The 26777-nt window shown below is 46.1% G+C and carries 20 protein-coding genes; 12 read left to right on the plus strand and 8 right to left on the minus strand.

Annotation, left to right across the window (positions count from 1 at the left end; all coding sequences use genetic code 11):
* Positions 1–92 precede the first annotated feature (92 nt).
* Positions 93–530 carry an META domain-containing protein gene (locus AC51G0_RS11635; protein WP_496298599.1) on the plus strand — a complete coding sequence of 146 codons (438 nt, stop codon included), beginning with the start codon at positions 93–95 and terminating at the stop codon, positions 528–530.
* Positions 531–584: 54 nt separating this feature from the next.
* Here the strand turns inward: AC51G0_RS11635 and AC51G0_RS11640 are convergent, their stop codons facing one another.
* The gene (locus AC51G0_RS11640) at positions 585–2204 is read right to left on the minus strand and encodes a CHASE domain-containing protein (RefSeq protein ID WP_496298601.1); all 1620 of its coding nucleotides are present in this window, start codon (positions 2202–2204) and stop codon (positions 585–587) included.
* A 136-nt stretch (positions 2205–2340) separates the two neighbouring features.
* Positions 2341–4641, minus strand: coding sequence for a 5-methyltetrahydropteroyltriglutamate--homocysteine S-methyltransferase (metE, locus tag AC51G0_RS11645; protein ID WP_496298602.1), 2301 nt, complete (start codon positions 4639–4641; stop codon positions 2341–2343).
* Between the two features lie 280 nt (positions 4642–4921).
* On the opposite strand from metE, the gene metR reads away from it, so the two are divergent.
* On the plus strand, positions 4922–5833 hold the full coding sequence (gene metR / locus AC51G0_RS11650) for an HTH-type transcriptional regulator MetR (protein WP_496298603.1): 912 nt from the start codon (positions 4922–4924) through the stop codon (positions 5831–5833).
* 11 nt (positions 5834–5844) lie between these two features.
* On the opposite strand, the gene AC51G0_RS11655 is transcribed toward metR, so the two are convergent.
* Positions 5845–6033, minus strand: coding sequence for a DUF4250 domain-containing protein (locus tag AC51G0_RS11655; RefSeq protein ID WP_496298604.1), 189 nt, complete (start codon positions 6031–6033; stop codon positions 5845–5847).
* Positions 6034–6167: 134 nt separating this feature from the next.
* Positions 6168–6839, minus strand: coding sequence for an HI_1241 family integral membrane domain (locus AC51G0_RS11660; protein ID WP_496298605.1), 672 nt, complete (start codon positions 6837–6839; stop codon positions 6168–6170).
* A 310-nt stretch (positions 6840–7149) separates the two neighbouring features.
* Here AC51G0_RS11660 and AC51G0_RS11665 point away from each other — a divergent pair, with 310 nt between their 5' ends.
* Positions 7150–8343, plus strand: a complete 1194-nt coding sequence (locus tag AC51G0_RS11665; RefSeq protein WP_496298607.1) for a GGDEF domain-containing protein — start codon at positions 7150–7152, stop codon at positions 8341–8343.
* Positions 8344–8569: 226 nt separating this feature from the next.
* Here AC51G0_RS11665 and AC51G0_RS11670 read toward each other — a convergent pair whose 3' ends face one another.
* Positions 8570–11011, minus strand: a complete 2442-nt coding sequence (locus tag AC51G0_RS11670) for a putative bifunctional diguanylate cyclase/phosphodiesterase (RefSeq protein ID WP_496298608.1) — start codon at positions 11009–11011, stop codon at positions 8570–8572.
* A gap of 24 nt (positions 11012–11035) precedes the next feature.
* Entirely contained in the window at positions 11036–11779 is a 744-nt protein-coding gene (locus tag AC51G0_RS11675) for a substrate-binding periplasmic protein (RefSeq protein ID WP_496298609.1), read from the minus strand.
* 308 nt (positions 11780–12087) lie between these two features.
* Between AC51G0_RS11675 and glpA the strand changes: the two genes are divergently transcribed.
* The 4 genes from glpA (at position 12088) to AC51G0_RS11695 (ending at position 18495) form a co-directional block, all read left to right on the plus strand.
* Positions 12088–13770 (plus strand): anaerobic glycerol-3-phosphate dehydrogenase subunit A, encoded by a 1683-nt coding sequence (gene glpA, locus AC51G0_RS11680; protein WP_496298611.1) that lies wholly within the window; start codon positions 12088–12090, stop codon positions 13768–13770.
* The gene (gene glpB / locus AC51G0_RS11685; RefSeq protein WP_496298612.1) at positions 13767–15101 is read left to right on the plus strand and encodes a glycerol-3-phosphate dehydrogenase subunit GlpB; all 1335 of its coding nucleotides are present in this window, start codon (positions 13767–13769) and stop codon (positions 15099–15101) included. Before glpA ends, glpB begins: the two co-directional genes overlap by 4 nt.
* Complete coding sequence (glpC, locus tag AC51G0_RS11690; RefSeq protein ID WP_496298614.1) at positions 15098–16309, plus strand: anaerobic glycerol-3-phosphate dehydrogenase subunit GlpC; 1212 nt, start codon at positions 15098–15100, stop codon at positions 16307–16309. Before glpB ends, glpC begins: the two co-directional genes overlap by 4 nt.
* A 299-nt stretch (positions 16310–16608) precedes the next feature.
* Complete coding sequence (locus AC51G0_RS11695; protein ID WP_496298615.1) at positions 16609–18495, plus strand: methyl-accepting chemotaxis protein; 1887 nt, start codon at positions 16609–16611, stop codon at positions 18493–18495.
* 286 nt (positions 18496–18781) lie between these two features.
* Here the strand turns inward: AC51G0_RS11695 and AC51G0_RS11700 are convergent, their stop codons facing one another.
* Positions 18782–19987: an MFS transporter gene (locus tag AC51G0_RS11700; RefSeq protein WP_496301931.1), complete on the minus strand. Its 1206-nt coding sequence runs from the start codon at positions 19985–19987 to the stop codon at positions 18782–18784.
* A 122-nt stretch (positions 19988–20109) separates the two neighbouring features.
* Between AC51G0_RS11700 and AC51G0_RS11705 the strand changes: the two genes are divergently transcribed.
* The 5 genes from AC51G0_RS11705 (at position 20110) to AC51G0_RS11725 (ending at position 25950) form a co-directional block, all read left to right on the plus strand.
* On the plus strand, positions 20110–20982 hold the full coding sequence (locus tag AC51G0_RS11705; RefSeq protein ID WP_496298617.1) for a LysR family transcriptional regulator: 873 nt from the start codon (positions 20110–20112) through the stop codon (positions 20980–20982).
* Positions 20983–21314: 332 nt separating this feature from the next.
* Positions 21315–22670 (plus strand): anaerobic C4-dicarboxylate transporter DcuC, encoded by a 1356-nt coding sequence (dcuC, locus tag AC51G0_RS11710; protein WP_496298619.1) that lies wholly within the window; start codon positions 21315–21317, stop codon positions 22668–22670.
* 461 nt (positions 22671–23131) lie between these two features.
* Positions 23132–24676 (plus strand): methyl-accepting chemotaxis protein, encoded by a 1545-nt coding sequence (locus AC51G0_RS11715; RefSeq protein WP_496298620.1) that lies wholly within the window; start codon positions 23132–23134, stop codon positions 24674–24676.
* Between the two features lie 147 nt (positions 24677–24823).
* The gene (locus AC51G0_RS11720) at positions 24824–25543 is read left to right on the plus strand and encodes a winged helix-turn-helix domain-containing protein (RefSeq protein ID WP_496298622.1); all 720 of its coding nucleotides are present in this window, start codon (positions 24824–24826) and stop codon (positions 25541–25543) included.
* Positions 25522–25950 carry a hypothetical protein gene (locus tag AC51G0_RS11725; RefSeq protein WP_496298624.1) on the plus strand — a complete coding sequence of 143 codons (429 nt, stop codon included), beginning with the start codon at positions 25522–25524 and terminating at the stop codon, positions 25948–25950. The genes AC51G0_RS11720 and AC51G0_RS11725 overlap by 22 nt, the downstream gene beginning before the upstream one ends.
* A gap of 398 nt (positions 25951–26348) precedes the next feature.
* On the opposite strand, the gene AC51G0_RS11730 is transcribed toward AC51G0_RS11725, so the two are convergent.
* Positions 26349–26576, minus strand: a complete 228-nt coding sequence (locus AC51G0_RS11730; protein WP_496298625.1) for a hypothetical protein — start codon at positions 26574–26576, stop codon at positions 26349–26351.
* Between the last annotated feature and the right edge of the window lie 201 nt (positions 26577–26777).

The following is a 26777-nucleotide window of genomic DNA, read 5'->3' on the forward strand; positions in this document are numbered from 1 at the left end:
GTATAATTGATACTATAAGTTATTAACCTATTATTCAGGGAACTTATGTTCGAATAAGCGCAACATAAAAATCATACTCCGGGAATCATATTATGAAAAAACGTTTTCTAGCCGTTTTAGCATTACCAGTTATCCTTGCTGCTTGTGCAGCCAACAATAGCAGCAGTGCAAAGGTAGTCGCCGAGTCAGATTTGGCAACCCATAACTGGGTATTAACCAAAGTAGATAACAAAGCGGTTGAACTACCGGAGCCTTTTAAAGCGCCAAACCTTGAATTGAGCACTGACATGTCAGCCAATGGCCACTCTGGCTGCAACCGTTACTTCGGACAGGCTGAATTAAAAGACGGCAAGCTACGTATTGAAAAGATGGGAATGACGATGATGGCTTGCCCAGATCCTGCAATGGAAATGGAAAGAGTAATGAGCAGCACCCTAATGGAATGGAGCGATGCAAGCGTTACCGGTAATGAGCTGACGCTGACAAATGCCAACAGTACACTGACCTTCAAGCGTAGCGATGTAAAGTAAACCAATACCAGCAGGGCGAGCTATTCCCTCGCCCTGAATGCTAAAATTAAAAAGCTAACATTGCGTCGCCATTACCGCAGGCAGCTCAGCGTGGAGCTTGATCACCCTCACTCTGTTCCTCCCCGCCTTCTTAGCCTGATATAAAGCTGCATCAGCGGTGTTAAACAACATATCAGTTGTATGCCCTTTAATACTTTCCGCCGATATTGCCCCAATGGATACGGTAACAAATGCCGCCTCTTTTGCCCCCCGGTGCTCGATACTCAAACGTTCAACAGCGGCGCGACACTGTTTAGCAACAACTTCACCATTAGTGGTATTTGGCAGCAAAATACCAAACTCTTCTCCGCCTATACGTGCCACCATGTCCGCCGGACGCTTCAGCACACGTTCAATTTCAGTTGCCACCAACTTCAGGCAGCGATCACCGGCCTGATGCCCATAGGTATCATTAAACGCTTTAAAATAGTCGATATCGATAAGGAGCAAAGCGATAGGTTTGTCTTCACGCTGTGCCCGCCGAAATTCCTGTTCAAAATATTCATCGAAAAACCGTCGGTTGGCAATTCCCGTTAGACCATCCGTTTTAGTCATGCGTTCAAGCTTGGTATTTGCTTCATTCAACTCTTTATTTTTAATATCGACTTCTTGCAATATCACCTTATTACGCTTCATTGTTATGAAACCAAACCAGATGGACATACCAAAAAATACATTCCCTACCGCGAACACAATCCAGGGAGTTTCCGTTCTTTTCTTTGCAAAGTACGCCTTTGTTGGGGTCGCTTCGAGTACCCAACGCCGCCCTCCTCGATCAAGGACCTCATGGGTATAGCTGTACTCTGTTTCTAATGAATGCTGCTGGTTACCAAAATTAGATTGCTTATATAACACCTTATTATCAGCCGATGCCCCTACATCGATCAGGGTATACATCATTTTCTCTTCTTCACCACTGACATAAGTGGCCGAAAGTATTTCATCCAGTTTAAACACCCCCAAAACGAACCCTAGCAATGTTTCTTGCCGCTGCTGAAGCGTCTGCGGTGAAACTATCTGATAGACAGGGATAAAGCTTAATAAACCATTTTGCTTATCGTTGGTCTGAACCAGTTTTAGCCCCTCCGAGAGCTGCAAACTGCCTGTATCTCTCGCTCGATGAATTGCATCAAGTCGAACTGAATTCGAGCCTAACTCATAGCCTAAAGCGGCTTCATTGCCCGCTATGGGCTCAAGATAATACACAGGGTAGTAAACCGGCCTAACCGGTGCGCGAACCATCTCTCCCGTTGCAACCCGCTCGGTAAACATAAAACCTGGAATACGTGTTGCCGCTTCTCCTTCCATTGATGCACGTTGATATCCCTTCACTATTGGGATCCACTCTAAGGCCTGGATTGTCGAATGGCGTTTCAGGATTGTTGTCGCTAATGCCGAAAAGTCATCAGCCTCAAGTAGGCCATAGCTGTCATAAGCCAGTTTGATACTGTGCAAAGCTTCAAAATGCAGCTCCATTTCCTTGGCGATGGCATCTGATTTTTTCTCAACTTCGGTTTCAAATTCACGATGGATGTTTACTGTTTCAACTTGATAAAAAAGCCCAAAAAGAAGGCATGATAAAACTATGCCCATCAAAATCGAAAATAATGTGATGAAATATAGTCGGCGCTCCATAAAATCCTTTTTATCAATATTCACTCCATTCTATTCATTTAAGTCTTTTTTTGTTTTTTTTCCAATATTTATGAAAACCCTAACAAAAAAAAGAGCGCACATGCGCTCTTTAAAATCATCGAAGACTCTTTTTATGTTATACCGCTTTTGCCTGCCATTGTTCTCGAAGGGCTTTAGCGGCTGTCACCAAGTTACTTAATGCTGCTTCAGTCTCTTCCCAGTTACGGGTTTTCAAACCACAGTCTGGATTAATCCATAGCCTTTCTGCGGGAATCAACGCTTCGGCTTTTTCTACCAGCTGGGTAATATGCTCAACATCCGGAATATTCGGCGAGTGGATATCGTATACACCTGGCCCAATCTCATTTGGATAATCAAACTCTTCAAAGGCTTTGAGCAACTCCATATCCGAGCGTGAAGTTTCAATCGTGATCACATCCGCATCCAGTGCCGCAACAGACTCAATAATATCGTTGAATTCGCTATAACACATATGGGTATGAATCTGCGTTTGCGGCTCAGCGCTGGCCGCTGAAATCTTGAAAGCATTGACCGCCCATTTAAGATACGCCTGCCACTGCGAAGCTTTCAGTGGTAACCCTTCACGAATAGCAGGTTCATCAATCTGGATGACCTTAATCCCGGCAGCCTGGAGATCAGCCACTTCATCACGTAATGCCAGAGCAATCTGGTTAGCAACAGCTTCCCGAGTCAAATCTTCACGCGGGAATGTCCAACCAAGGATTGTCACTGGCCCGGTGAGCATGCCCTTCACCAGTTTGTCAGTTAGCGACTGGGCATAGCTTGTCCACTCTACTGTCATCGGTTTGGCACGGTAGATATCAGAGACAATAATCGCAGGCTTTACACAGCGGGAGCCATAACTTTGTACCCAGCCAAAACGGGTTACAGCGAAACCTTCCAGTAGCTCGGCAAAATACTCGACCATGTCATTACGTTCGGCTTCTCCGTGAACCAGCACGTCTAGATCGAGCTCTTTCTGACGCTCAATCGCATCGGCGATATGGCCTTTCAGTGCCGTATTATATTCGGCCTCTGTGAGTCGGCCGGCCTTAAAGTCGCGACGCTGAACGCGTATTTCATCGGTTTGTGGGAATGAGCCAATCGTCGTCGTTGGCAGCAATGGCAAATTAAGTGCAGTACGTTGTTGCCTTGCTCGCTCGGCATAAGGCGCTTTGCGCTCTGCCAAGGCAGGCGTGATTGCCAGAGTACGCTGGCGTACCTCAGCATTGTTTACCAATTCGCTGGTTGCTCGGGCTTTGATCGGGGCGCTGTAGTGCAGGCACTCTTGCTCAGCTAATTGACTGCCATCCAGTGCCTGAGCCAGCAACGTCACTTCACGACATTTCTGCTTGGCAAACGACAACCACTGGCGCACTTCAGAATTAATCTCGGTTTCCAAATCTAAATCAATCGGGCTGTGCAGCAATGAGCAAGAACTCGCCAGCCACAAACGTGAACCCAGTTTTTCCTTGACTGGTTGTAAGCTTGTCAGCAATTGCGCCAGATCGGCACGCCATACATTACGGCCATTAATGACTCCGGCAGAAAGTACCCAGTTTTCAGGCAAAGCTGCAACCACTTCACCCAGTTGCTCTGGCGACGATGATAAATCAACATGCAGACCATCGACTTTCAACTCAACAATTTTGTCTAGGTGATGAGTAATGTTGTCAAAATAAGTCGTCAATAGTAGTTTCGTACCGCCATTTAATACCTGGTAGGCCAGTTTAAATGACTCAGCCCATGCTTTTGGCAACTCAAGCGCCAATACCGGCTCATCAATCTGTACCCACTCCACACCAAGTCCGGCCAGCTTACCCAGGATCTGCTGATACGCCGTCAACAAACGCGGCAATAGAGACAGGCGATCAAAACCTGCATCTTTTTCTTTACCAAGCCACAGATATGACACAGGCCCCAACAGAACAGGCTTCACGTCATGTCCGGCTTTTTTAGCCTCCGCCACTTCCTCAAAAAGTTGCTGCCAGCTAACACTAAACTGATCTTCTTTGCTAAATTCCGGCACGATATAGTGATAGTTGGTATTAAACCACTTAGTCATATCTGAGGCAGCACAGGCGCACCCTGTCGGAGCCTTACCGCGAGCGACACGGAATAAGGTATCGAGATCAGGAAAACCGTTGTTGTGGCGCTTAGGGATGTGGCCCAGCAGCATGCTGGTGCTCAACACATGATCGTACCAGGCAAAATCACCCACCGAGACATAGTCTAATCCGGCACCTACCTGATCCCCCCAATGACGATGACGCAGCAAACTGCCGACATCCTTCAGATCTTTTTGCTCAATCTCGCCTCGCCAGTACTTTTCCTGGGAAAACTTTAACTCTCGCTGGCTACCTACACGTGGGTAACCCAGAATATGGGTGGTGGTTTTATTAGTCTTCGTTGTCATTATTGCAGTCTCTCTAATGCTGGTAACTGTCGATGACTAAACAATGACTTAACCTCATAACATGAACAATTTCTTATCACTCACATTGATTATGAGAAAAATTAATAGTCATAAGATCTCATAACCAACCACCCATATAGCCGTCTAGATGTTTACACCGCCCAAGTTAGCAGGTACATTGAAACTATCGACTCATCCCGCAGTCATCTGAAACCGGCTGTATTTCAACGGATAAAGTTTAGGAATGAGTATTTTGCGACAGGGACAGTAAGAAGAAGTCATGATTGAAATTAAACACCTTAGAACACTATCGGTATTACGGGATACAGGCTCGCTGACAGCAACAGCCAATACCTTATGCCTGACCCAATCTGCACTATCCCACCAGCTTAAAGATTTGGAACAACGGCTCGGCGGCCAGCTATTTCTAAGAAAAACCCGCCCGGTCAAGTTCACAGCAGAAGGTGAAATACTCCTTCGCCTGGCTGACGAGCTGATCCCGCGTATCACCAAGGCCGAGCATGAACTTGCCAGCCTGAAAGAAGATGCCAATGGCCGTTTGCATATGGCCATTGAATGCCATTCCTGTTTTCAGTGGTTGATGCCAGCACTGAAGGAATACCAGATCAACTGGCCTAGCGTGACACTGGATTTTTCATCAGGTTTCGGCTTTGAGCCCCTGCCGGCGCTGAGCGCTGGCGAACTCGACTTGGTGATCACTTCCGATATCCAACCCCGTAGTGAAGTGCACTTCGAGCCTCTGTTTGATTTCGAAATGCGCCTGATAGTATCGCCACAATCTCCACTGGCAAACAAAGACTACATCTCCCCACAAGACTTGGCCGAACAAACCATGCTCAGCTATCCGGTTCAGAAAGGACGACTCGATGTAGTAAAGCATTTTTTGCAACCGGCAGAAATCGAGCCAGCCAACTGGAAGCAGGCCGACAATACATTAATGTTGGTACAAATGGTGTCAGCAGGATTGGGAGTCGCGGCACTACCTAACTGGGCTATCTACGACTTTGCCCGCCAGGGGTTAGTGGTTAGCAAACCACTTGGGGATGGGTTATGGCGACGGTTATTTGCTGCGATTCGCTCCTCTGAGCGGGAAAGGCATTATCTGCAGGCGTTCTTTGCTACAGCCAAACAGCAATGCCAAACCCACCTAGAGGGAATTAAGGCAGCTTAAAGTAAGGTCGCTTATTTAAACTGGTTAGAGATGGGATCGTAGTGATAACCCAACGCTTCCATCTTATTGTTCAATTCATCAGAATCCAGCTCGTATCGACTCACTAACTCTTCGATCGTCGAGCACTCCAGGCGAAGCCTTTCGTTAACAATACCGAGAACGATATTGCCATCCATATTCAGTAAATTGCTAATTTCCATACTAACCCCTTAGATCGTCTTCATCGGTATCAGTGCCCTGTACCTACAGATAAGCATAGCCATTCTCCGCTAGCCTGCTACAAAAAGCCCTTCCATTTGGAAGGGCTCAGACCATCAACTTGCTAAGAATGGGATCAGAATAGTGCTAGCTGCATACTCCCTGACGCCACCAGCAGCAATGAAGCCGCCAACAGCTGCCAACGGTTTACAGTCTTCGTCAGTAAGAGATGCCCAGCCCAGACCAACAACGACAACACCAGTAAAACCAATGCCCCCACAACGTCAGTCGTCATTGTCTGCAATGTTGGCTCGTCCATGCCGGTAAGTAGCCACAGCATCAGCAACACGCTAATAATCGCACTGACAAAGCCGGTAAAAGGTAAGATCCGGTGAAATGCCTGCAGGCGCGTACGCGCCAGGGTCAATAATAAATGAGCCAGAGACGCACCAAACAGAGCCACGGCCATAAGACTCAAGCCTATCTGAGGAAGACTCATTGCTGGCAAAAGCAATAGCCAGCTTAGTGCTGCCAGAGTATCAGCAGCATAAAGTACTTTAAGGGGCCCGGCATCACGCGTTTTACCTGTCTTTACCTTAAAGGTAAAGACACCCAACGTAAGCAAAGGCAACACGGCAGCAGGCTGGCTGATCACCGCCACAACCCAACCAGCCAAGATTACAGGCAACATTTTATGTACCCTGCCTCGTTGGCCCGGACAAATCTCACCTTTGGTTAACACCAAAGTCAGAATCAGCTGTGCTCCTAATAAAGCGGGGATCAGAAACGTCAAATAACCTGTAAACATGCTTACACTTGTGTTGATAAAAATGAGGGGGGATCATAGCAAGTTCATTGATTGATTGCACAAGCAAGTCCTCGGTAAACCGCCCTTTCTGCCATTTTTTCTGTCAACATTTGGCGACCCATTAATTTATCGAACCAATAACATTAGAAATACCAATCAATATACTGGATCAATATCACGGTTTGTTTATTCAATATGTAGAATAATTATCCTTTAATCACGGACAATTTGTGTTGACTTTGCGCTGCCTCATTTTATATGCAAATAAAAACAATAATTGGCAGACAAACATTCAAATAACAGGACGCAGATGACTAGGCCGACTCAAGGAATGCAAGACAATCAAGAGCAGCTGTTAAAAACACTAAAACTATATATTCCTGATTTATGGAGTGCAAAAGCGCATAGCGCGACGTTTCAGAACACCCGAAGTGGTTATCTGCGTAACCGTATATCTATGCTTTCCGTGGTTTGGGGCATTTTGATCATTCTCTGGGTACCATTCGATATTATTTTCCTGCCCGAACGCCTAGGGGCAGACGTTGCCATCGCCCGTATTGCTCTCGGCGCAGCTTTATTTACCATTGCCAGAATCAACAGCCAGCAAACCACACTAAAGCAAGCACAGTGGTGTATGAGCTCGATGGTACTTGGGCTAAACCTGTTCTATCTCTATTCCATGCAGGTGCTCGATTTTCCAGTCGCCCACAGTGGTATTGAATATGGATATACCTTACTCCCTATCCTCCATGTCGCCATCCTGACCATTCTTCCCGTCACCTTAAAAGAAAGCCTCGGGCTATTGGCTATTACTGCTATCACCCAATTATTTGTCGATTTCCAGGCCCACCGGATACTCACGCCTGAAAATCTTGCCGATTACTGGCTGCAGAATGTCCTTGCTCTAATGGTCATCTGGTCACAACTGTCCAAGCTGTATATGCTGATGCGCCTGTATCGCCAGGCAACCCTAGACCCACTAACCGGCATCTATAACCGACGCATGCTACTGCAATTGGCACAAAAATCGCTCTCCCACTGCGATTCACGAGGGACGCCATTTTCTGTCCTGCTGTTCGATATCGACAAATTCAAACGTATCAATGATACCTGGGGTCACGGTGCTGGCGATAAAGTACTACGTGGGTTTGCCGATTTTATGCAAAGCAAAATCCGCAAAACAGATCTCTTCGGCCGCTATGGCGGGGAAGAGTTCATCCTCTTTCTCCCACGCTGTGATGCAGACATGGCAGAACAAATCGCAGATCGAATGCTCCGCCATATCCGCCAGCTCGAGCTACCCATTGGTTATGACGAAACCAAGTTACAAATAACAACCTGTATTGGTATTTCAACCTTCTCCGGCGGTGATACGCTGTCATCAATGATTGAACGCGCAGATCGCGCCTTGTATGAGTGCAAAGATTCAGGCCGAGATTGCTGTCGCTTCCATCCCATTGGCTTTCGTTACCAGGGCAATGAGCGCCGTAAAGTGTTCGCCTGACACAAGGTGAGGCTTACACAATCCACAAAGAACCATCTGTGCGCATAGCATTATACGTTATGCACACAAATGGCTCAGTAGTTATACTGCCTTGTCTGCCATTGACAGCGGTAATCGTTAGCCGAGTAAAGTTACTCGATGAGGAACAATCCGTCTTAGCGTAGAAACGCCAACAAGATCATTTGGAATTAGACATAGTCTCTTGAAAATATGAAAATCGGTGCAGCTATACTTCTTCACAACTTTGCGCCAAAACCTCTAAGCGCTCTCTATTCCTCATTGATTGCTGAAACTCCTGCAGCGGTTGTGGATATCCTAATAGATAACCTTGAAACTGCTCACAACCTAGGTGATTTAAAATTGAGAGCTGCGCTTTGGTCTCAACCCCTTCGGCTATTACGGTCATCCCTAATTTTCTTGCCATGGTCACCACAACTTCAACAAGAGAAGAAGTATCTGAACCGTCCGTCAGACCATCAACAAAGGAGCGGTCGATTTTAAGTACATCAAGTGGGAGCTCTTTTAAATACTTTAAAGAAGAGTAGCCAGTTCCGAAGTCATCAATAGCGAATGTTATGCCTTTATTTCTGAGCAACTGCATCTTATTTTTCGCCAGCTCAAAATTATGCAGCAATAGGTTCTCTGTTATTTCAAGTTCTATGTACTCTCCAGCCACATAAAACTCATCTAAGAGTTCAATAATGTAAGACACAAAATCGACTTGCAGGAAATGAGCGGGACTGACATTAATGGCCATTCGCTTAAAGCTATCCGGGAGCCCATCATGGCACCATTTGCTTAATACACTAATACTTTCTTTCAGGACCCACTTATCAATATCAACAATTAAACCATTCTCCTCAGCCTGCGGAATAAAAGCACCAGGCATCACGATGCCTTTCTCAGGATGGCGCCATCGAACAAGAACTTCAGCGCCAAAGATTTCACCGTCCGATCTGGTTTGAGGTTGGAGCCATATTTCAAGCTGATCCTGGCTTAATGCTTCATGTAACCCTTCTTCTAACTGTAATATTTGTCGGGCGGCAAACTGCATTTCTCGTTCGAAGAACTGGATACTATTTCGACCTAAGGCTTTAGCTCGATACATCGCTGTATCCGCTCGGCGTAATAGCTCATGCGCATCAATACCCTTTTCTGGAAATATTGCAATACCAATACTACTTGTCGTATGAAGTGTTATATCGTCTATTTGAATCGGCTCAGAAAGAAACGTTAACAACCGTTTGGCCAGTAGTAGCGCACGCTCAGCTGCAATTTCACTACTGCTATCTATATGAGGTAAGGCAAGCACAAACTCATCGCCTCCTAGCCGGCCACATGTCGCCTCATCCGGTGCAATGTCACGAATTCGATTTGCTACTTCACATAAGACGCTATCACCGACCGAATGCCCCATTGAATCATTAATATTCTTAAATCGGTCTAAGTCAAAATAGAATACCGCACCATATATTTCTTCTCGAAGATGCGATTGGATTCCACTTTCTAGCCTTTCTGAAAATAAGCGTCGATTAGCAAGTTGAGTCAACGAGTCATAATAGGCCAGTTGATGAATTCGCTGTTCTGCAACCACTCTTTCCGTTACATCCCTAGCATTCACCATCACGTAATCATTACCATCAAGTAATAATGAAGCAACTCGGCATTCTAAGTATAACTCTTGTTGTTGGCCTAGCTTGGCTGGGAGAAATACATCTTCATAGCCTAGGATTTCTTCCTTAATCACTCTTTTAAAAAACAGTTTCAATTCGGCTAAAGAATATAATTGGCTGTAAACCGCTAAACTTTCCCCTGTTAATTGATCTGACTCACAGCCTGTTATAGATTCGGCTCGGTTGTTTACCAAGAAAATTTCAGTATTCGGCAAACAGAGAAACATGGCATCACTGGAGTTTTCCATCAATAACCGAGAAAACCTTTCATTTCTACTGACTTCCTCTAACATCTGGCTGAGTTTCGCCGACGTAGACTGATTTGCATGCCACTCTTCTCTGAAGCGCTGAACCAGTAACCCAAGTTCGTCCTCTTTAGTATAAGGTAAAGAATCAATATCTCCCGAGGTGTTTAAACTCCTGATCCATTGAGAAATACGGATCACCGGCATTGAAATATAATGATAGGTAATACCCAGAAACAATGCGGAAAGTATAAGAGTAAAAAAGATGGAGAAACCAATACTGACAATAACTCGGCTCGCTATTCCATTCGCTAATGCCGACTCATCAACAGCAATTTCAAGGCTCGCTTGTCGTTTGCCTCTCGAGCCAACATTAATGCTATAAGTGCGCTGCAGAGGCACATGTATCAACATAGAGACCAGACGCCGGAACTCCGTCATCACGTATGACTCACTACGCTCTTTTACCCCAAGGACGTCACCAAAATCATCGAGTACTTGAGCGTGTTTTATTAAAGGGTGGCGAATTAGAGAGGTAAGAATATCGTTAGCCTGCTGTTCATCCAGATTATATGAAGCACGACCCAGTGTATCACGATGTAAATCCACAGAACGCTCAATACTTTCTGACTGGCTGATTCGCACTTGCTGCAAATCAAAATATACTTGCGCTATCGAAGACAGAATCCCGCAACAGAGCGAGGCAATGAGAACGTAAACAGCTTGCTTAACTGCTAAATTCAATTTCAAATCCTTTTCCCTCAGTCATCGAATCTAAAAATACTTATCTTGTATTCGTTGATAAGTACCATTTTGTTTGATGACAGCAAGCCCTTGATTAAAAGAGCGTACAATTTCAGCGCTGTTAGGATAAGCCTTACTTACACATAGATGCAGATTATGCGACGGTATATCATCTAAGTATGTTGCTTTAATATGGGGTTTTTCTCCCATATTCTTCGCACGATACCGCGTGGGAAACTCAGGGCCATAGAAAACGTCAACCCCACGATACAACACACTCACTAAACTGGAACGAAGGTCTTTGGTCACGGTGTGGGGGATCCCTTGTTTGATGAGCTTAGTTTCGCTTCCCCATCCCTCAATTGTGGTAACACTGTAGCGCTTTAAATCCGCTAGCTTATGGATTGAACTCGTATCCATTTCCTTGTGCGTGATCGCTGCCTGCCGAGTGATACTGACTGGCTCACTAAACAACATGTATTCCAATCTTGACTTACGTTGGCTGCAAGACATCGATCCTGCAATCTCGCCATTTTTCATCAACTTCATAATTCGCTTCCATGGCAATACGTCAAACTCAACGGGCTGCCCGACAACATCAAACGCTGCAGATACGACGTCAACATCCATACCGCTTACTTGATTTCTGTCGTTTACGAGAAGATAAGGAGGATAGTTTACGGCATAAAAAACAAGCTCATCCTGAGAGAAACACGGCAAACTCATCATGCAGCTGAACAGCAAGACACTTCCGGATAGCCAACCTTTCACCATAACGCCCCTAACGAATATTCCTTATTCTGTATACACAATACTAGCTGTAAGTTATCAGTCGTTTCAAGTTAAAGAAAATGCCATCCTGAGGCCGTCTTCGTATTCACCGGTCCACCCTATAACTCATGGCTCTTTTTTGTTTAGTTTTCACTCAAACAAACGAAAACGGGTGCGAACGAACGCTCGTTCGCTCATTAATGTGTAATAGATCAAATAAAACCCGCGCCAAAAGTGGCATATTTATTCTCATAAGATAGGGAATCAAACAGTTCCTGAGTAACTGGCCAAAACAATAAGCGAAAACGAACATGAATAGTTGGTTTGAAACAGACGTTGTTATCATCGGTGGGGGCGCAACCGGCACGGGCATCATGCGTGATTGTGCATTACGAGGGATGAATTGTATTCTGGTTGAAAGGGATGATCTCGCTTCAGGCACAACCGGACGCAACCACGGCCTGCTCCATTCAGGGGCGCGTTATGCTGTTACTGATCAGGAATCCGCCGAAGAATGTATTCAGGAAAACCGGATCCTGAAAAATATTGCCCGCCACTGCGTTGAAGATACGCAAGGGCTGTTTATCTCATTGCCTGATGATGATCTCGACTTTCAGAAAACCTTCCTGTCAGCCTGCCAGAGTGCTGATATTGATGTCGAGCAGTTAACCCCTCAGGAAGCACTGCGACTAGAACCAAACTGTAACCCCGATCTCATTGGCGCCGTTAAAGTGCCTGACGGTACACTGGACCCATTTCGTCTTGCCGCATCCAACGTACTCGATGCCGTTGAACACGGTGCGCGATTGTTCAACCACACCATGGTTACCGGCCTGATCCGCGATGGTCATACCGTAAAAGGGGTAAACTGCCTGAATTTGAAAACAGGCGAGCACTTTGCCATCCATGCAAAACAGGTTGTCAATGCCGCCGGGATCTGGGGTCAGCAGATCTGCGAATATGGCGATCTAAATATCAAGATGTTCCCGGCAAAAGGATCCCTGCTGATCCTTGATTATCGTATCAACAATTTGGTGATCAACCGCTGCCGTAAGCCTTCAGATGCCGACATCCTGGTACCTGGTGACACCATTTCCCTGATCGGAACCACTTCGGAACGTATCGACTACGACAAGATCGACGATCTGCACGTAACCAGTAAAGAAATCGACGTCTTATTGGAAGAAGGTGCCAAGCTCGCCCCGATTATGGCCAATACCCGTGTACTGCGTGCTTATGCCGGGGTACGTCCTTTGGTTGCTGTTGATGGCGACACCACTGGCCGTAATATCAGCCGTGGTATTGTATTGCTTGACCATGCTGAGCGTGATGGCATGGACGGCTTCATTACCATCACTGGCGGTAAGCTGATGACCTACCGCATGATGGCTGAATGGACCACGGATCTGGTGGCTAAAAAGCTTGGCAATACCCAGCGTTGTATTACCCATGAAAAGCCACTTCCAGGTTCAGAAAAAGCGGTCGAGAAATCGAAGAAAACAGCTAGCCTTGCAAAACCCGTCTATCAATCAGCCTACTATCGTCATGGTGAACGAGCAGAAAAATTTCTCAAAGGCGACAAAAAAAGCCAGGCAGTGATCTGTGAGTGCGAGATGGTGACTTGTGGTGAAGTGGAATATGCCATTAAAGAGCTTGATGTCCACAACCTGGTTGATTTACGTCGCCGTACCCGCGTCGGCATGGGACCTTGCCAGGGAGAACTCTGCTCTTACCGTGCAGCAGGATTATTCTCAGAGTATGGCAAGACCTCCGGTACCGAAGCCAGTCACCTGCTAAGCGAGTTTCTTGAAGAGCGCTGGAAAGGCATCAAGCCCGTGTTCTGGGGTGATGCACTGCGTGAAGGTGAGTTCACCTATTGGATTTACGAAGGCTTATTTGGTGTCAGCGATCTCCCTGAACAACAGACTATAGCGACAAAGAATCAAGCACCTAAAACCACAACCAGCGAAACATCAGACGAGGCCGCACAATGAAATTTGATAGCTTAATTATTGGTGGTGGTGTTGCCGGCTTAAGTTGTGCGATCCGCTGTGCCGAGGCAGGATTGAAAACGGCTGTTATTGCTGCAGGCCAGAGCGCCCTACACTTTTCATCGGGTTCTATCGATGTACTGAGCCGTCTACCCGACGGACAGCCAGTTGCTAACCCTTTTGCAGCTTTTGATACACTGAAAATTCAAAGCCCTGATCACCCTTATAGCAAACTTGGCGACAAGCCAGTCCGAGAAGCACTGGCTTGGTACCAAGCCATGATGGAAAAGCGCAGTGTATACCTGACAGCGCAAGAAGATGACTCCAACCATCTACGCGTTACACCGATGGGAACATTCCGTTCAACTTGGCTATCCCAACAAACGGTTCACCAATTTCCATTTTCAGATGTAGCACAAGGTTTGAGTAAAATCGCACTTGTCACCATTGATGGCTTCCGAGATTTCCAACCTAAGCTCGCTGCCGACAACTTGGCAAAACTACCTCAATTTAAAGATGTTGCTATCAGTACTGCAGCTATTGAACTACCCGATTTTGACACCATGCAGCGCAACCCGTGTGAATTCCGCTCTATTGATCTTTCACGTGTACTGCGCGATGAAACCAAGCTTCATACTTTCGCCAAGTCGATGATCCATCAAGTGGGCCAGGCCGATCTGGTGATACTGCCAGCAATATTCGGCAATGGTGACGGTGCTGCCACCATCAAGCTGCTAGAAGGCTTAACGGGCTATAAGATATGTGAAATTCCGACCATGCCACCTTCCCTGCTAGGCATTCGCCTTGAAGAAACCATGAAGTCACACTTCATGGCGCTAGGCGGCTTAATCCTGGCTGGTGACGAAGTACGAAGTGGTGATTTCGAGAACGGTGAACTTAAACGTATTTACACCAAAAACCATCGTGATATGCCACTAACCGCCGATCACTACCTTATAGCAAGCGGGAGTTTTTTCAGTCGCGGCATGAATGCGCAGCGCCATGCCATTGAAGAACCCGTATTCGGGCTGGACATGACCGAACTTCCCCACCGGGATCACTGGTATCAATCCGAGTTCTTTACCAAGCAAAGCCACCCGTTCCTAAAAATGGGGGTTACCAGTAATTCATACTTACAGCCGTCAATTAACGACCAGACAATCGGCAACCTTTATTGCGCCGGTGCCCTACTCGCACATTATGATCCTGTCTTTGAAGGGTGTGGAAGTGGTGTCGCAATCAGCACCGGATACTATGTGGCCGAACAAATGATTAAGGCACAGCAACACTGCCAAACAACAGAAAACGAACAACAAGAAAGGACTATCGCATGAGCCTTCTAAAAAAAGACACCAGTTTTGATCAGTGCATCAAGTGCACCGTATGTACCGTATACTGCCCAGTTGCGAAAGCGAACCCACAGTATCCCGGGCCAAAACAGTGCGGTCCTGATGGCGAACGCCTGCGTATTAAAAGCCCTGAATTTTATGATGAAACCCTGAAACTGTGCACCAACTGCAAGCGCTGTGAAACAGCCTGCCCATCCGGAGTGAAGATCGGAGACATGATTGCGGTCGCTCGTGATGAACATGCCAAACTACCGCTGAATATCAAGACGATCCGAGATTTTGTTCTCAGCCATACCGATCTGATGGGCTCTGCGGCAACGCCTTTTGCGCCAGTCGTCAATGCCATCACCAGCATGAAACCTGTCAAAAAAATCATGCACAAAACTATTGGGGTGCATGATCACAAGAGCCTGCCAAAGTATTCCCACGGTACTTTCCGCCGCTGGTATAAACAAAACTGTACCAGCCAGGCATTGTATCCACAGCAGGTTCACTACTTTCACGGCTGCTATGTGAACTACAACCATCCACAACTTGGCAAAGACTTTGTCAAAGTGATGAATGCAATGAGCATTGGTGTTCAACTACTGGATAAGGAAAAGTGCTGCGGAGTTCCGTTGATTGCCAATGGTTTCTTTGATAAAGCGAAGAAAAATGCCAAGTTAAACGTTGAAAACTTTACCGCAGCCATTGAAAAATATGACGCGCCAATCATTTCGACCTCTTCAACCTGTTCGTTCACCCTTCGTGAAGAATACCCTGAAGTGCTAAAAGTTGATAACAGCCAGGTCGCTGACAAAATGGAATTTGTCACTCGCTTTTTACTCAAGAACTTCATGAACGGTAATGCTCCGAAGATGAAGCCGATCAATAAGAAGGTGGTCTACCACACGCCGTGCCACCTTGAGCGTACTGGCGGCAGCCTGTATACCATTGAGCTACTCAAAATGATCCCGGGATTAGAACTCGTCGTTTTAGATAGCCAATGCTGTGGCCTTGCTGGTACCTATGGCTTTAAAACAGAAAACTATGACACCTCGATGGCCATTGGTAGCAAACTCTTTAAGCAGATCCGCGAGGAAAACGCCGATTTTGCTATTACTGATTGCGAAACCTGCAAATGGCAAATTGAAGAAAATACCGACCTTGAGACGATTCATCCAGTCTCTGTACTAGCCATGGCTATCGAGTAATTCAAAGGGGGCCTAGCTGGCCTCTTCTTTTTTATTACTAATATCCTGATATAGATCCTATAGTTATTCATGTGCCATAAGAAAAACAGTCAATACTGTCCAACAATACGGGCGATGACTGCCTTTATGGTCACGCCCTGCCTCTCAGGGATGAGAGAAAGGCAACATGCAGGGGCACATCAGGATGATAACCCTATCGCTGAAGTATGCAGTAGCTAGCCACTTACTATCATCATTGATCCTACCCTATGGACATCACCGTGTGGACTCGGTGTAGACAACGACTATGGGAGTCAATAATGCGCATACTGTCTCTTCAGACTATCAAAGCAAAGTTATACCTCATCTGTTTTTCTCTTGTCGCTTCAATGTTTGCATTCGGCGTCTTTGAAACTATCTCTTTCAAAAAAATCGATGATTTGCAGTTTGCCGCACAAGAGATCGCACACAGCAAAGCCGACTTGCTGAAATTACGCCGCCATGAAAAAGACTTTCTTGCCCGGTTAGATGCTAAGTACATTGAGAAATTTAACAAGGATCAAATTGCGCTAACAGACCGCATCAACCGGATCAAAGAGACCTTGAATCAATACAGCAGCCAGCATGAAAATAGTTTCAACAATGCTCTGGATTTGCTTGACCAATATTCGACCCAGTTTAACGTCATTACCGATCAAAGCATCCTAATTGGCCTGACTATGGCTGACGGACTACGTGGCAATATCGATAATGCCGCCAATGTTGCCGAAGAGAAAGTCCTCGTCACGGGCGATGAACAGTTATACCGCATGCTTCTCACCCTCCGGCGCAACGAGAAAGACTTCATCATTACCAAAAACGCCGAGCACCTGACATTCTTCAATAACAATATCGACACTCTACAACAAACGATCAGGGACAAACCATACAGCCGGGCTGAGCAAAAAGGACTAAGGCGCAGCCTGATAATGTATCAAATGATGTTTGAAGAGCTGGTTGAAGGCTACACCACGATCGGTTTGACTTATACCGAAGGGCTTTATGGCGAGCTAAGGCAAAAAGTCCATGTAGTTGAACAAGAAATCGACCAACTAGAGTTAGCAATCCTGGGTGATATCAATAGTCTACAGACGCAAGAGAAGCTCACTCTTGCTATCAGCGGTATCGCGCTCACCCTGATCATGACCATTGTCCTACTCGCTTTCAGCCGTCAAATTACCAAACGTCTGCATACTGTTAACCATATGATGAAGGACATCGCTGAAGGCAACGGGGATCTAACCGCTAGGATGAATGACGATGGCAATGACGAGCTGGCAGAGCTCAGTCACTCTTTTGACAAATTTACCTCCAAACTTCAGTCGATTATTTCGGGGATTGCGGGCATATCACAGCAACTGTCCAATGCTGCCAGCGAGTCAACCTCTGCATCTGATAACAGTTTGACCAACGCCGAGCAACAACAAGCCGAATCGTCCAATGTCGCCGCGGCTATTAATCAGCTATTAGCCACCAGCAACGAAATCGCCAGCAATATCAATGACGCCGCCAATTCCGCTGAAAAAGTAAAAGCTGAAGCGCAGAGCAGCTTGCAAACCAGCCAACAAGCTGGCGAATGCATCCAGACCCTTGCCATGGATATCGCCCAATCACAGGCACTAATTGAACGCCTTGAAGTTGAAAGTACCAATATTAATAAAGTGATTGCCGTGATCCGCGACATTACCGATCAGACTAACCTGCTGGCTCTCAATGCTGCCATCGAAGCTGCACGGGCCGGAGAACACGGCCGTGGCTTTGCTGTTGTTGCGGATGAAGTACGCCAGTTGGCACAGCGTACCCATAGTTCAACCCGGGAGATAGAAGAAACAATAGACAGACTGCACAGCGGGGTTGAGGAGAGCGTTACCATCATGCAGCAGAGCCAGTCGCAAACAGAGCTGACCGTCAACCAGACCAACCAGGCTACGGATTCGGTCAATCGCATTGTGGATGCGATTACAGAAATTTCTGACAAGAATCTACAAATTGCTTCAGCATCGGAGCAACAAGCTATGGTATCTGCTGAAATTGATAAAAATATCACTCGCATTTCAGAGCTGGCAATAAGCACCGCTACGGCGGTTAACCAGTCATCAACAGCTAGCCATGATGTTTCGACAATGGCCCAGCAACTTGATGAGGTTGTCGGCCAATTCAAATATTAAGTTAGCACCCATGTCCCCCCTTAAGCCGCAGGCTGAACACCTTCTACTGCGGCTTTTTCTTTATACCAAACTGAACAATTATCTTATCCAATCAGAGCGATGCCAGCCGTTTGATAGCAAGCCAAATTGATGAAGATATAGTGGTTCTACATCAAAGCAATTTGGGGCAGATATCGAGCGGTTGGCACGCTCCCAGAGGGCGAGTTGCTAAGGCTCAGCTACAGCGTTGCTTGATTTTGATGGATATGAATACACCTGCGATCAAGCGCCTTGTATCTGAGCCTTTTCAATCTCGCTGATAGGCAAGATAATTATTCAGTTTGGTATTACTCATTAACCGAATACATAGCAAATAAATCACGCCATACAACACCATGCCGCCAGCTAATACTCCAGGCCAGGCACCATATTGCCAGCAGGCAATCAGGTAGAAACCACCAAGGCTTCCCCCCGCATAGTAATGTACAAGGTATAGCGCAGTCGCTGTCGCTTTGGCCGTAGACGCCTTTTGGCTCACCCAAGCATAAGCCAGCGAGTGGGTAAAGAAGGCTCCGGAGCTGATGAGCATCAGGCCAATCATCATCGCCGGAATGTTCTCTGCTGCCGCAATCCACATCCCCATCACACTGATGGTGGTTCCGATTATCATTCCGGTAACTGGATTATGGGACTGGCTCCACTTGCCACTGAACTTAGCTGTCAGGGTGCCACTGAGATAACACAGAAAAATCATCGATGCCCAGCTCACCGGCACCGAATACGGGGCAGCTACCAAACGAAAGCCCATCACGGTGTAGAGGTTAACGAAAAGCGCAAAGTTAACCCCGCCAACCATCATTGCATACCACAGTACCGGTTTTCTCAGATGCTGAATCACGCTCTGGGTATGCATTCGCAACTGCCCCTTTTGAGCGACAAAATGTTGCTGTGGCGGAAGCAGTTTCCACACAACCAGTGCAACCACAAAGCTGAATGCTGCCATACTGATCACCGCCGTTTTCCAGCCCCAGTTATCTGAAATAAATCCCCCCGCCAAACGCCCGGCAATGCCACCTAATGAGTTGGCGCTAATATACCCGCCCACAGCAACCATTAGTGCCCTGGGCGTAAACTCCTCTGCCATATAGGCAACAGCAACCGCCGCAAACCCAGCCAGTGCTACTCCCATACCGGCCCGGGCAATACTCAGCATCAGCAAACTATCTGCTCTCAACATCAGCAGGCCCACAACAGGCAACAAAAACAAACTGATAAGCATCACACGGCGGCGACCAAGGATCTCCGAGCCTACCGCCCATGGCACAAGCGTCACGGCCAGTGCCAATGTCCCCGCAGCTAGCAACCAGTTCACCTCAGTCGCAGTGGCAGAAAACTCATCGGCCATCAACGGTAACATTGGCTGGAAAAGATAGAGGTTACAAAACACCAGAAATGATCCCAGTGCGAGTGCAAAGCTTGCACGCCTGTAGCCGGAGGTTTTTAGATCAATCATTGCTGTGACTGCCATACCGTAGAGGACTAATTGAAGTAGAGAACTCATAAAACGGTAGCAATTCATGGGTAATAATGAAAATATATTAAAAATATAGAGATGATAAATTTTGTTTATAGCCAATGGATATTCGCCAGCTTACCTACTTTGTTACCCTTGCCGAAACAGGTAACTTCACTCGTGCTGCACAACGGCTGCATATCGCCCAGCCAGCATTGAGCATTGCGATCAAAAAGCTGGAAGGCCAACTAGAGCTTCCTCTTTTCCACCGCAATGATCGCAAAGTTGTCCTCACCCATGAAGGCAATATCTTGCTTGGTCACGCCAGGTTGATCCTCCAACAAATGGAAGACGCCAATATCGCAATGGCAGAACTCAGGGGGCTTGAAAAGGGTGAGGTACGCCTCGGGCTTCCGAGCATGCTGGGATCTTACTTCTTTCCCGAAATCCTGATGGGCTTCAAAAGCCAATATCCCAATTTAAAGCTCACTATCGTTGAGGCTGGTACACAATCGATTCGAAATATGCTGCTTAACGGTGAGCTGGATCTCGGTATTATTCACAATGCCGACGTGCCTGACAGCCTTGTTACCGAGCACCTCATTACGTCGCAGATGGTCGCAGTGGTTAGCGAAGGGCACCCGTTATCCCATCAAGAAACAGTGAATTTTGCAGATTTCTTCAAGAACGAGCTAGTAATGTTCAAGCAAGGCTACTTTCACCGTGAGTTCATCGATAATGTCTGCCATCAATTCCAGCTAACCCCTAGCATCGCATTTGAAACTAATTTACTGCCGATGATATTGAAAATTGTCCGCAATGATTTTGCCATCACCGCATTGCTAGAAATGGTCACACACCACGAAAAAGGACTCATCCCTATTCCATTCAGCCAACCTGTTCACCTCGATATCGCGATTGCCTGGCGAAAAAATGGTTACTTATCTGTCGCCGATCGTGCCTTTATGGAATTTGTTAAAAAACACCGCCAATAAATCATATTCTTTACAATTAGCAGTACTATTATTAATCATTCCTAGTAAGCAACACTGCTTACAACTGGGGTTATCGCATTATTTCTCACCATACAACCCAAAACTATCACTTAACTTTGTTTTTACAGCAAATTTCACAATAATTTTCATACCTGCAGCACAATAACCTTACCCCAACAAAAATACTGCTTTAGATCATAATTTATGCTTGTTTATATCGTGCAAATAACACTTATTGGGTAAATTAATCGCAAATAATGTGTAAGAAAGCATTTTAGAAAATACACATTTTTACTTTATTTGTTTTATTTGTAGTTTAAGAGGACATTTCCATGTTGGAGCTAATAATTGGTCTTCTAGTTGCAGTGGGTGTAGGTCGGTACATCTTCAAAGGATACACAGCAACTGGAGTGCTTTTAACTGGCGGTATTATTTTGCTTGCCATCACTGCGGCACTGGGCAAGAACGTATTGCCTACTGGCGTGACATCGACGGGTAACCCGGTCACAGATGTCTTTGAGTACATCAAATACCTGCTGATGTACCGTGCCGGCGGCCTTGGCATGATGATCATGATGCTATGCGGTTTCGCTGCCTACATGACAAAGATCGGTGCCAACGACATGGTCGTGAAGATGGCCTCCAAGCCACTGCAATTTATTAAATCACCATATACTTTGATGGTGGCTACCTATTTTGTTGCCTGCCTAATGTCGCTTGCGGTTTCATCGGCTACAGGCCTAGGTGTTTTGTTGATGGCAACACTGTTCCCACTAATGGTTAACATGGGTATCAGCCGTGGCGCAGCTGCTGCAATCTGCGCATCTCCGGCAGCAATCATCCTGTCACCAACGTCTGGCGACGTTGTTGTGGCCGCTGAATCCGCGGGCATGGAACTTATCGACTTTGCCTTCAAGACAACGCTACCTATCTCTATCGTGGCTATTATTGCGATGGCTGCCGCACACTTTTTCTGGCAGCGTTATCTGGATAACAAAGAAGGTGTGGTTCACGAAAAGCTAGATGTTAGTGAGCTGACTGTCGATGCACCTAAATTCTTCTGTATCTTGCCTTTTACTCCAATTATCGGCGTTTTGCTTTTCAGCGGTAAATTATTCCCTGAACTTCACATCGTCACTATTTTGGTTATCTGTATGTTCCTTGCTGCGATTATCGAACTTGTTCGCCATCGTAACTCCAAGGCCGTATTTGAAGGCCTGGACGCAGCATATAAAGGCATGGCTGATGCATTCTCAGGTGTGGTCATGCTATTAATCTCAGCAGGTGTATTTGCTCAGGGCCTGAAGTCAGTCGGCTTTATCGATAACTTGCTTCACCTTGCTGAAGTCGCCGGTGCTGGCGGTATCGCTCTGATGGTCCTTCTTGTTGCCATTACAGCAATTGCGGCTATTACAACAGGCTCCGGTAACGCGCCTTTCTACGCCTTCGTTGAGCTAATCCCAAGCCTGGCAGCCAAAATGGGTATCAACCCAGCATACCTGATCATTCCTATGCTTCAGGCGTCAAACCTTGGCCGTACCGTATCACCGGTATCTGGTGTTGTGGTGGCCTGCTCAGGGATGGCTAAACTGTCTCCGTTCGAGGTCGTTAAGCGTACCTCTGTGCCGGTCTTTGTGGGTATCGCTGTTGTTATTGTTGCCACCCAAATCATGGTTCCAGCACTGTAAAATACTTAGTCACTGATTTTAAAGCCCGCATACTCTGCGGGCTTTTCTTTATAAACAAACACTTAAAGATTAAATGTCTTAATTAATTCCGTTCTGAACAAAAAATGGTTCACTTCCTTTAGCACATCTTGATTAACCTACCTAGCTACAACAAATTGAATGAAATATTGTGTCGTAGTTTACGCAATTACAGCCACCACAACTGCAATCCATGTCATAACTAACTCAAAATAAGAAGAATCAATCGATATCAAGCCCATTGAGCTGTTTAAGTAGAAACTACGTAAAAATCAATTAGGTACAACAGCAATATCCCATCTACATTTGATTTTAAGCGGAGATATACCGCACTGTTTGTAATGATATTACTGTCATTATCAACGCAAGTTTTCTGACTTGTAGAGCATGATGTATCGCTTCTGCCGTCAGCTATGACTTTTGATGTAGAAGAGGGACTATCTATGAAAAAGAATCGCCATGTCACAGGCAACGAAGTTGTGCTGGATCAGAACGCCCAGCTGGTAACGACGACCGACCTAAAAGGTATCATCACCTATGCCAATGATGAGTTTGTTGCAATTTGCGGTTACTCTTCTGAGGAGCTCGTTGGACAGCACCACAATATCATCCGCCATCCAGACATGCCTCCACAGGCCTTTGCGGACTTATGGCTGCACCTGAAAGCAGAAAGGCCATGGCGAGGCATTGTCAAGAATTGCTGCAAAGATGGGAGCTACTACTGGGTGGATGCTTATGTTACCCCGCTGTATGAAAACAATCAGGTCTGTGGCTACCAGTCGGTAAGGCGAAAGGCCAGCAGTGATATGATCAACAATGCGACTCACATTTATCACCAGCTCAACAACAAAAGAAATCCTTATTCATTCCAACTGTCGGTCTCACACAAAATTGCTCTGAGTATCCTGGCCACAGCCTTGACGGTTGCGGGCACACATTTCTTCCTTCGCGAATATGCTCAATTCAGTTCCCTGATCCCGCTATGCCTCATTGTCTTGCTATATCGCAGTGAGATGTTTAAGACGCCTGCTTTCCTTCAGCATCTAACAAGCCAATACGATAGCCTGACCCGTATCATCTATAGCGGAGATTCAAAAGAATCGATTGCCAAGTTTCACCTACAACTGGGTGATGCCAGGCTCAAAACAGTATTAGGTAGAATCGATGACGCCTCCTTAACGTTACAGAATGTGGCCGATACGCTTCAGCAAGCCTCCAGCTCGACCAAAACATCAATCACAGAGCAAGATCAAGAAACACAAATGATAGCCTCGGCGATCACCGAGCTATCTACCGTATCGAACGAAATTGCCCAAAACACCCAGCTGACGGCAGACAAAATTGCCACAGCGCAACGGCAATGCGTGAAGACGACACAGGCACTTGATTTAACCCAAAGCAATATCAATGAGCTTGAACAAGATACGGAAAATACGGCCGAAACAGCGAAATCACTGGTAAAGGTCTCCGATCAGATTGAAACCATGATGGTCGAAATTCAGGGCATTGCAGAGCAGACAAACCTCCTTGCCCTTAACGCAGCCATTGAAGCAGCACGGGCCGGAGAACAAGGCCGAGGGTTTGCCGTCGTCGCGGATGAAGTACGTGCCCTTTCGCAGCGAACACACGGTGCAACGGAGAAAATCCAACACAGCATCAGTGACATTAATTCGACCCTACATCAATGGCAGTCACGCACAAACGAAAGTATCGAGAAGACCAAGCAATGCGCAGCGAATACCGATACCACAGCACAAAGCATTCGCGAAGTTGTTGCCATGGTCGATGAAATGGCTGAAATATCTACTCAGATCGCAACCGCCGCCGAGGAGCAAGGCATGGTAGCAGGTGAAATCAGCAATAATGTTAACCAAATCTCATACTCATCAACCAAGAATCTTGAACAGGTCGAAATGATGGAAAAATCATCCAGCTTAATGCGCGATAAAGTCACAATGCTCAAGGGGCTGGGGAAATCCTTTGGCTAGCCACAACGTCTTGGGCCTTTCCGGACAGGGACACTCCCCTGTTCGGAATTACTTGCACTCTTTTGCTTATTAATTTGAACCATCCCTAAAATCAACCGTCTATATCTTCTACCTAAATACAATTATTCGCTGTACTAAATGACCGATATGGCAAAACCGCTCGACACTACTATCAGTTATATTACCCTTCAAAACCTGCGGCTTTCGCTAGCCGATCTGTCGATCACCAATACTAACGATAATGGTCAGTCCCAGTTACGGATAAAAGAAGCAGAGTTGCTTAAGTATTTATGCCAGCGCTACCCCGATGTTGCCCTCAGGACTGAAATCGCGGAAAACGTCTGGGCCAATACCTACGCCTCAGAATTCACCATCAACCAAACGGTAAACAGTCTGCGCTCTAAGTTGTTTAACCAAGGCAAAGCACTGATCATTACAGTACCAAAGCGCGGTTACAAACTCGGAGTGATGCCGGAGTTTCATAGCAGCTTGCCGCCAGCTCCGGAATTTCCAGGTATTCAGCCCGATATAACGGTAACGGCTAAGACAGAGCCCGCTGTTAAGCAACCGGCCAGCAAGCCGACAACAGTCAGTAAGACGTCATCGTTCGACATCAGCAGAACTGCATTCATCCTGAGCTGTGTCCTGCTTAGCCTACTGCTCGCATTTACTGCCAGCCTCGCTATCCGAAACAATGATGAAGCAATGGTTATTAATAATACCAGTGTGCTATTTACCCCAAGTAACAGCGAGATCGAGCAAATACGCTCAGTATTACAATCAACACGCTATGACTATATCGACAAAGTTAACAACACTATCTACGGGTGTGAAGAGGGCAAGCAATGCGTAGCAATTACACCATAACCAAACTTTTAATTAGCGTGGCTATCCTTTCAGTGACTTTTTTCTTTATAAAAGACAAGCTAACGCCGGTTTTTTACGGTGTTAATGGCTTCTGGGAGAGTGAGTTTGTCGATGGGCAGGAATTTTATATTGAGTTTAATGGTAATAGCATGAATATCTATGGCCAGGACAAGAATGCCAAAAAGTTCAACGTCCACTATGAGGCTCAATATAAAAAAGATCATGATGGGCGGATCATTTTAAGGCAGATCTCAGCTAAATCTGATGATCAGTCCCTGAAAGATCGCCTAGACAAAAAAACCAATATTCTGAGTTCGCTTCGACTCAAGAAAATTGATGAAGGCATGATCGCCAGTTTTTTTAATGGTGAAGAACTGAAGATTCACAAACTTAAGCAGGTTGAGTGATCCTATACAGGTAGTTTAACCTGTTTCATCACAGCTCTTGTGTCAGCTGGCTTGATAAATAAGCAATGATACAAGAGCCACGATGCGAGAATATGCTAAGGGCTAAATTTACTTATACCCAAACTACCTCAAGATGCAGGATTCAGAGTGATATCAGCATGTCCAGTTCAAGGAAAATAGCGGCAGGAATGGTGGCCCCTTTCGGCGTTATTTGACATAGAAATGGGCTTGCTGAATCACTCCCAAAGGGCGAGTTGACTGAGCTGGTATGCAATGTTGCTGCTTTTTAACGTAGAGCCACTATGTTTTCAAATCAACGCCTTGCCTACCAGCTCAGTCATTCTCGCTGAAACGAGCATCTTGAGGTGGTTTGGGTATACAACCCATTAATCAATAATTTATTCGACAAAATCTTCGCGGCGCTCCTCTCGGCGATCCTCGCGTCTGTCTTCACGGCGGTCTTCCCTTCTTTCCTCACGACGATCTTCACGCCTTTCTTCACGTCGCTCTTCTACACGCTCTTCATGAATCTCTTCTAAAATATCAGCCTGAATAGTCGGCGCATATAAAGAAAATGCCAATAGCATTGCAGAAGTGATTTTCATTTTTTTCGAAACATTATTCATCAGGTATATCCCTCAATATATAACTACCAGCTTTAATTACCATCTCTCAATGTTGGTAATAAATAGCTCAGTCACAGTTTCATTCCTGCCTTTCACTACTTTTATAGAATCAGTGCAATAGCAGGTTTTTGACTGCTGGGTGTTGCTGGATAATTACTCAAGGGCCTTAAATCAACAAGTTAAATATATATGTTTTATTTT

The organism is Photobacterium sp. HL06 (assembly GCF_059552575.1).

What these genes read in the sequence shown, in the direction of transcription:
- AC51G0_RS11635 (WP_496298599.1), top strand. Translation starts at nt 93, where the DNA reads ATGAAAAAACGTTTTCTAGCCGTTTTAGCATTACCAGTTATCCTTGCT.
- AC51G0_RS11640 (WP_496298601.1), bottom strand. Translation starts at nt 2,204, where the DNA reads ATGGAGCGCCGACTATATTTCATCACATTATTTTCGATTTTGATGGGC.
- metE (WP_496298602.1), bottom strand. Translation starts at nt 4,641, where the DNA reads ATGACAACGAAGACTAATAAAACCACCACCCATATTCTGGGTTACCCA.
- metR (WP_496298603.1), top strand. Translation starts at nt 4,922, where the DNA reads ATGATTGAAATTAAACACCTTAGAACACTATCGGTATTACGGGATACA.
- AC51G0_RS11655 (WP_496298604.1), bottom strand. Translation starts at nt 6,033, where the DNA reads ATGGAAATTAGCAATTTACTGAATATGGATGGCAATATCGTTCTCGGT.
- AC51G0_RS11660 (WP_496298605.1), bottom strand. Translation starts at nt 6,839, where the DNA reads ATGTTTACAGGTTATTTGACGTTTCTGATCCCCGCTTTATTAGGAGCA.
- AC51G0_RS11665 (WP_496298607.1), top strand. Translation starts at nt 7,150, where the DNA reads ATGACTAGGCCGACTCAAGGAATGCAAGACAATCAAGAGCAGCTGTTA.
- AC51G0_RS11675 (WP_496298609.1), bottom strand. Translation starts at nt 11,779, where the DNA reads ATGGTGAAAGGTTGGCTATCCGGAAGTGTCTTGCTGTTCAGCTGCATG.
- glpA (WP_496298611.1), top strand. Translation starts at nt 12,088, where the DNA reads ATGAATAGTTGGTTTGAAACAGACGTTGTTATCATCGGTGGGGGCGCA.
- glpB (WP_496298612.1), top strand. Translation starts at nt 13,767, where the DNA reads ATGAAATTTGATAGCTTAATTATTGGTGGTGGTGTTGCCGGCTTAAGT.
- glpC (WP_496298614.1), top strand. Translation starts at nt 15,098, where the DNA reads ATGAGCCTTCTAAAAAAAGACACCAGTTTTGATCAGTGCATCAAGTGC.
- AC51G0_RS11695 (WP_496298615.1), top strand. Translation starts at nt 16,609, where the DNA reads ATGCGCATACTGTCTCTTCAGACTATCAAAGCAAAGTTATACCTCATC.
- AC51G0_RS11700 (WP_496301931.1), bottom strand. Translation starts at nt 19,987, where the DNA reads ATGATTGATCTAAAAACCTCCGGCTACAGGCGTGCAAGCTTTGCACTC.
- AC51G0_RS11705 (WP_496298617.1), top strand. Translation starts at nt 20,110, where the DNA reads ATGGATATTCGCCAGCTTACCTACTTTGTTACCCTTGCCGAAACAGGT.
- dcuC (WP_496298619.1), top strand. Translation starts at nt 21,315, where the DNA reads ATGTTGGAGCTAATAATTGGTCTTCTAGTTGCAGTGGGTGTAGGTCGG.
- AC51G0_RS11715 (WP_496298620.1), top strand. Translation starts at nt 23,132, where the DNA reads ATGAAAAAGAATCGCCATGTCACAGGCAACGAAGTTGTGCTGGATCAG.
- AC51G0_RS11720 (WP_496298622.1), top strand. Translation starts at nt 24,824, where the DNA reads ATGGCAAAACCGCTCGACACTACTATCAGTTATATTACCCTTCAAAAC.
- AC51G0_RS11725 (WP_496298624.1), top strand. Translation starts at nt 25,522, where the DNA reads ATGCGTAGCAATTACACCATAACCAAACTTTTAATTAGCGTGGCTATC.
- AC51G0_RS11730 (WP_496298625.1), bottom strand. Translation starts at nt 26,576, where the DNA reads ATGAATAATGTTTCGAAAAAAATGAAAATCACTTCTGCAATGCTATTG.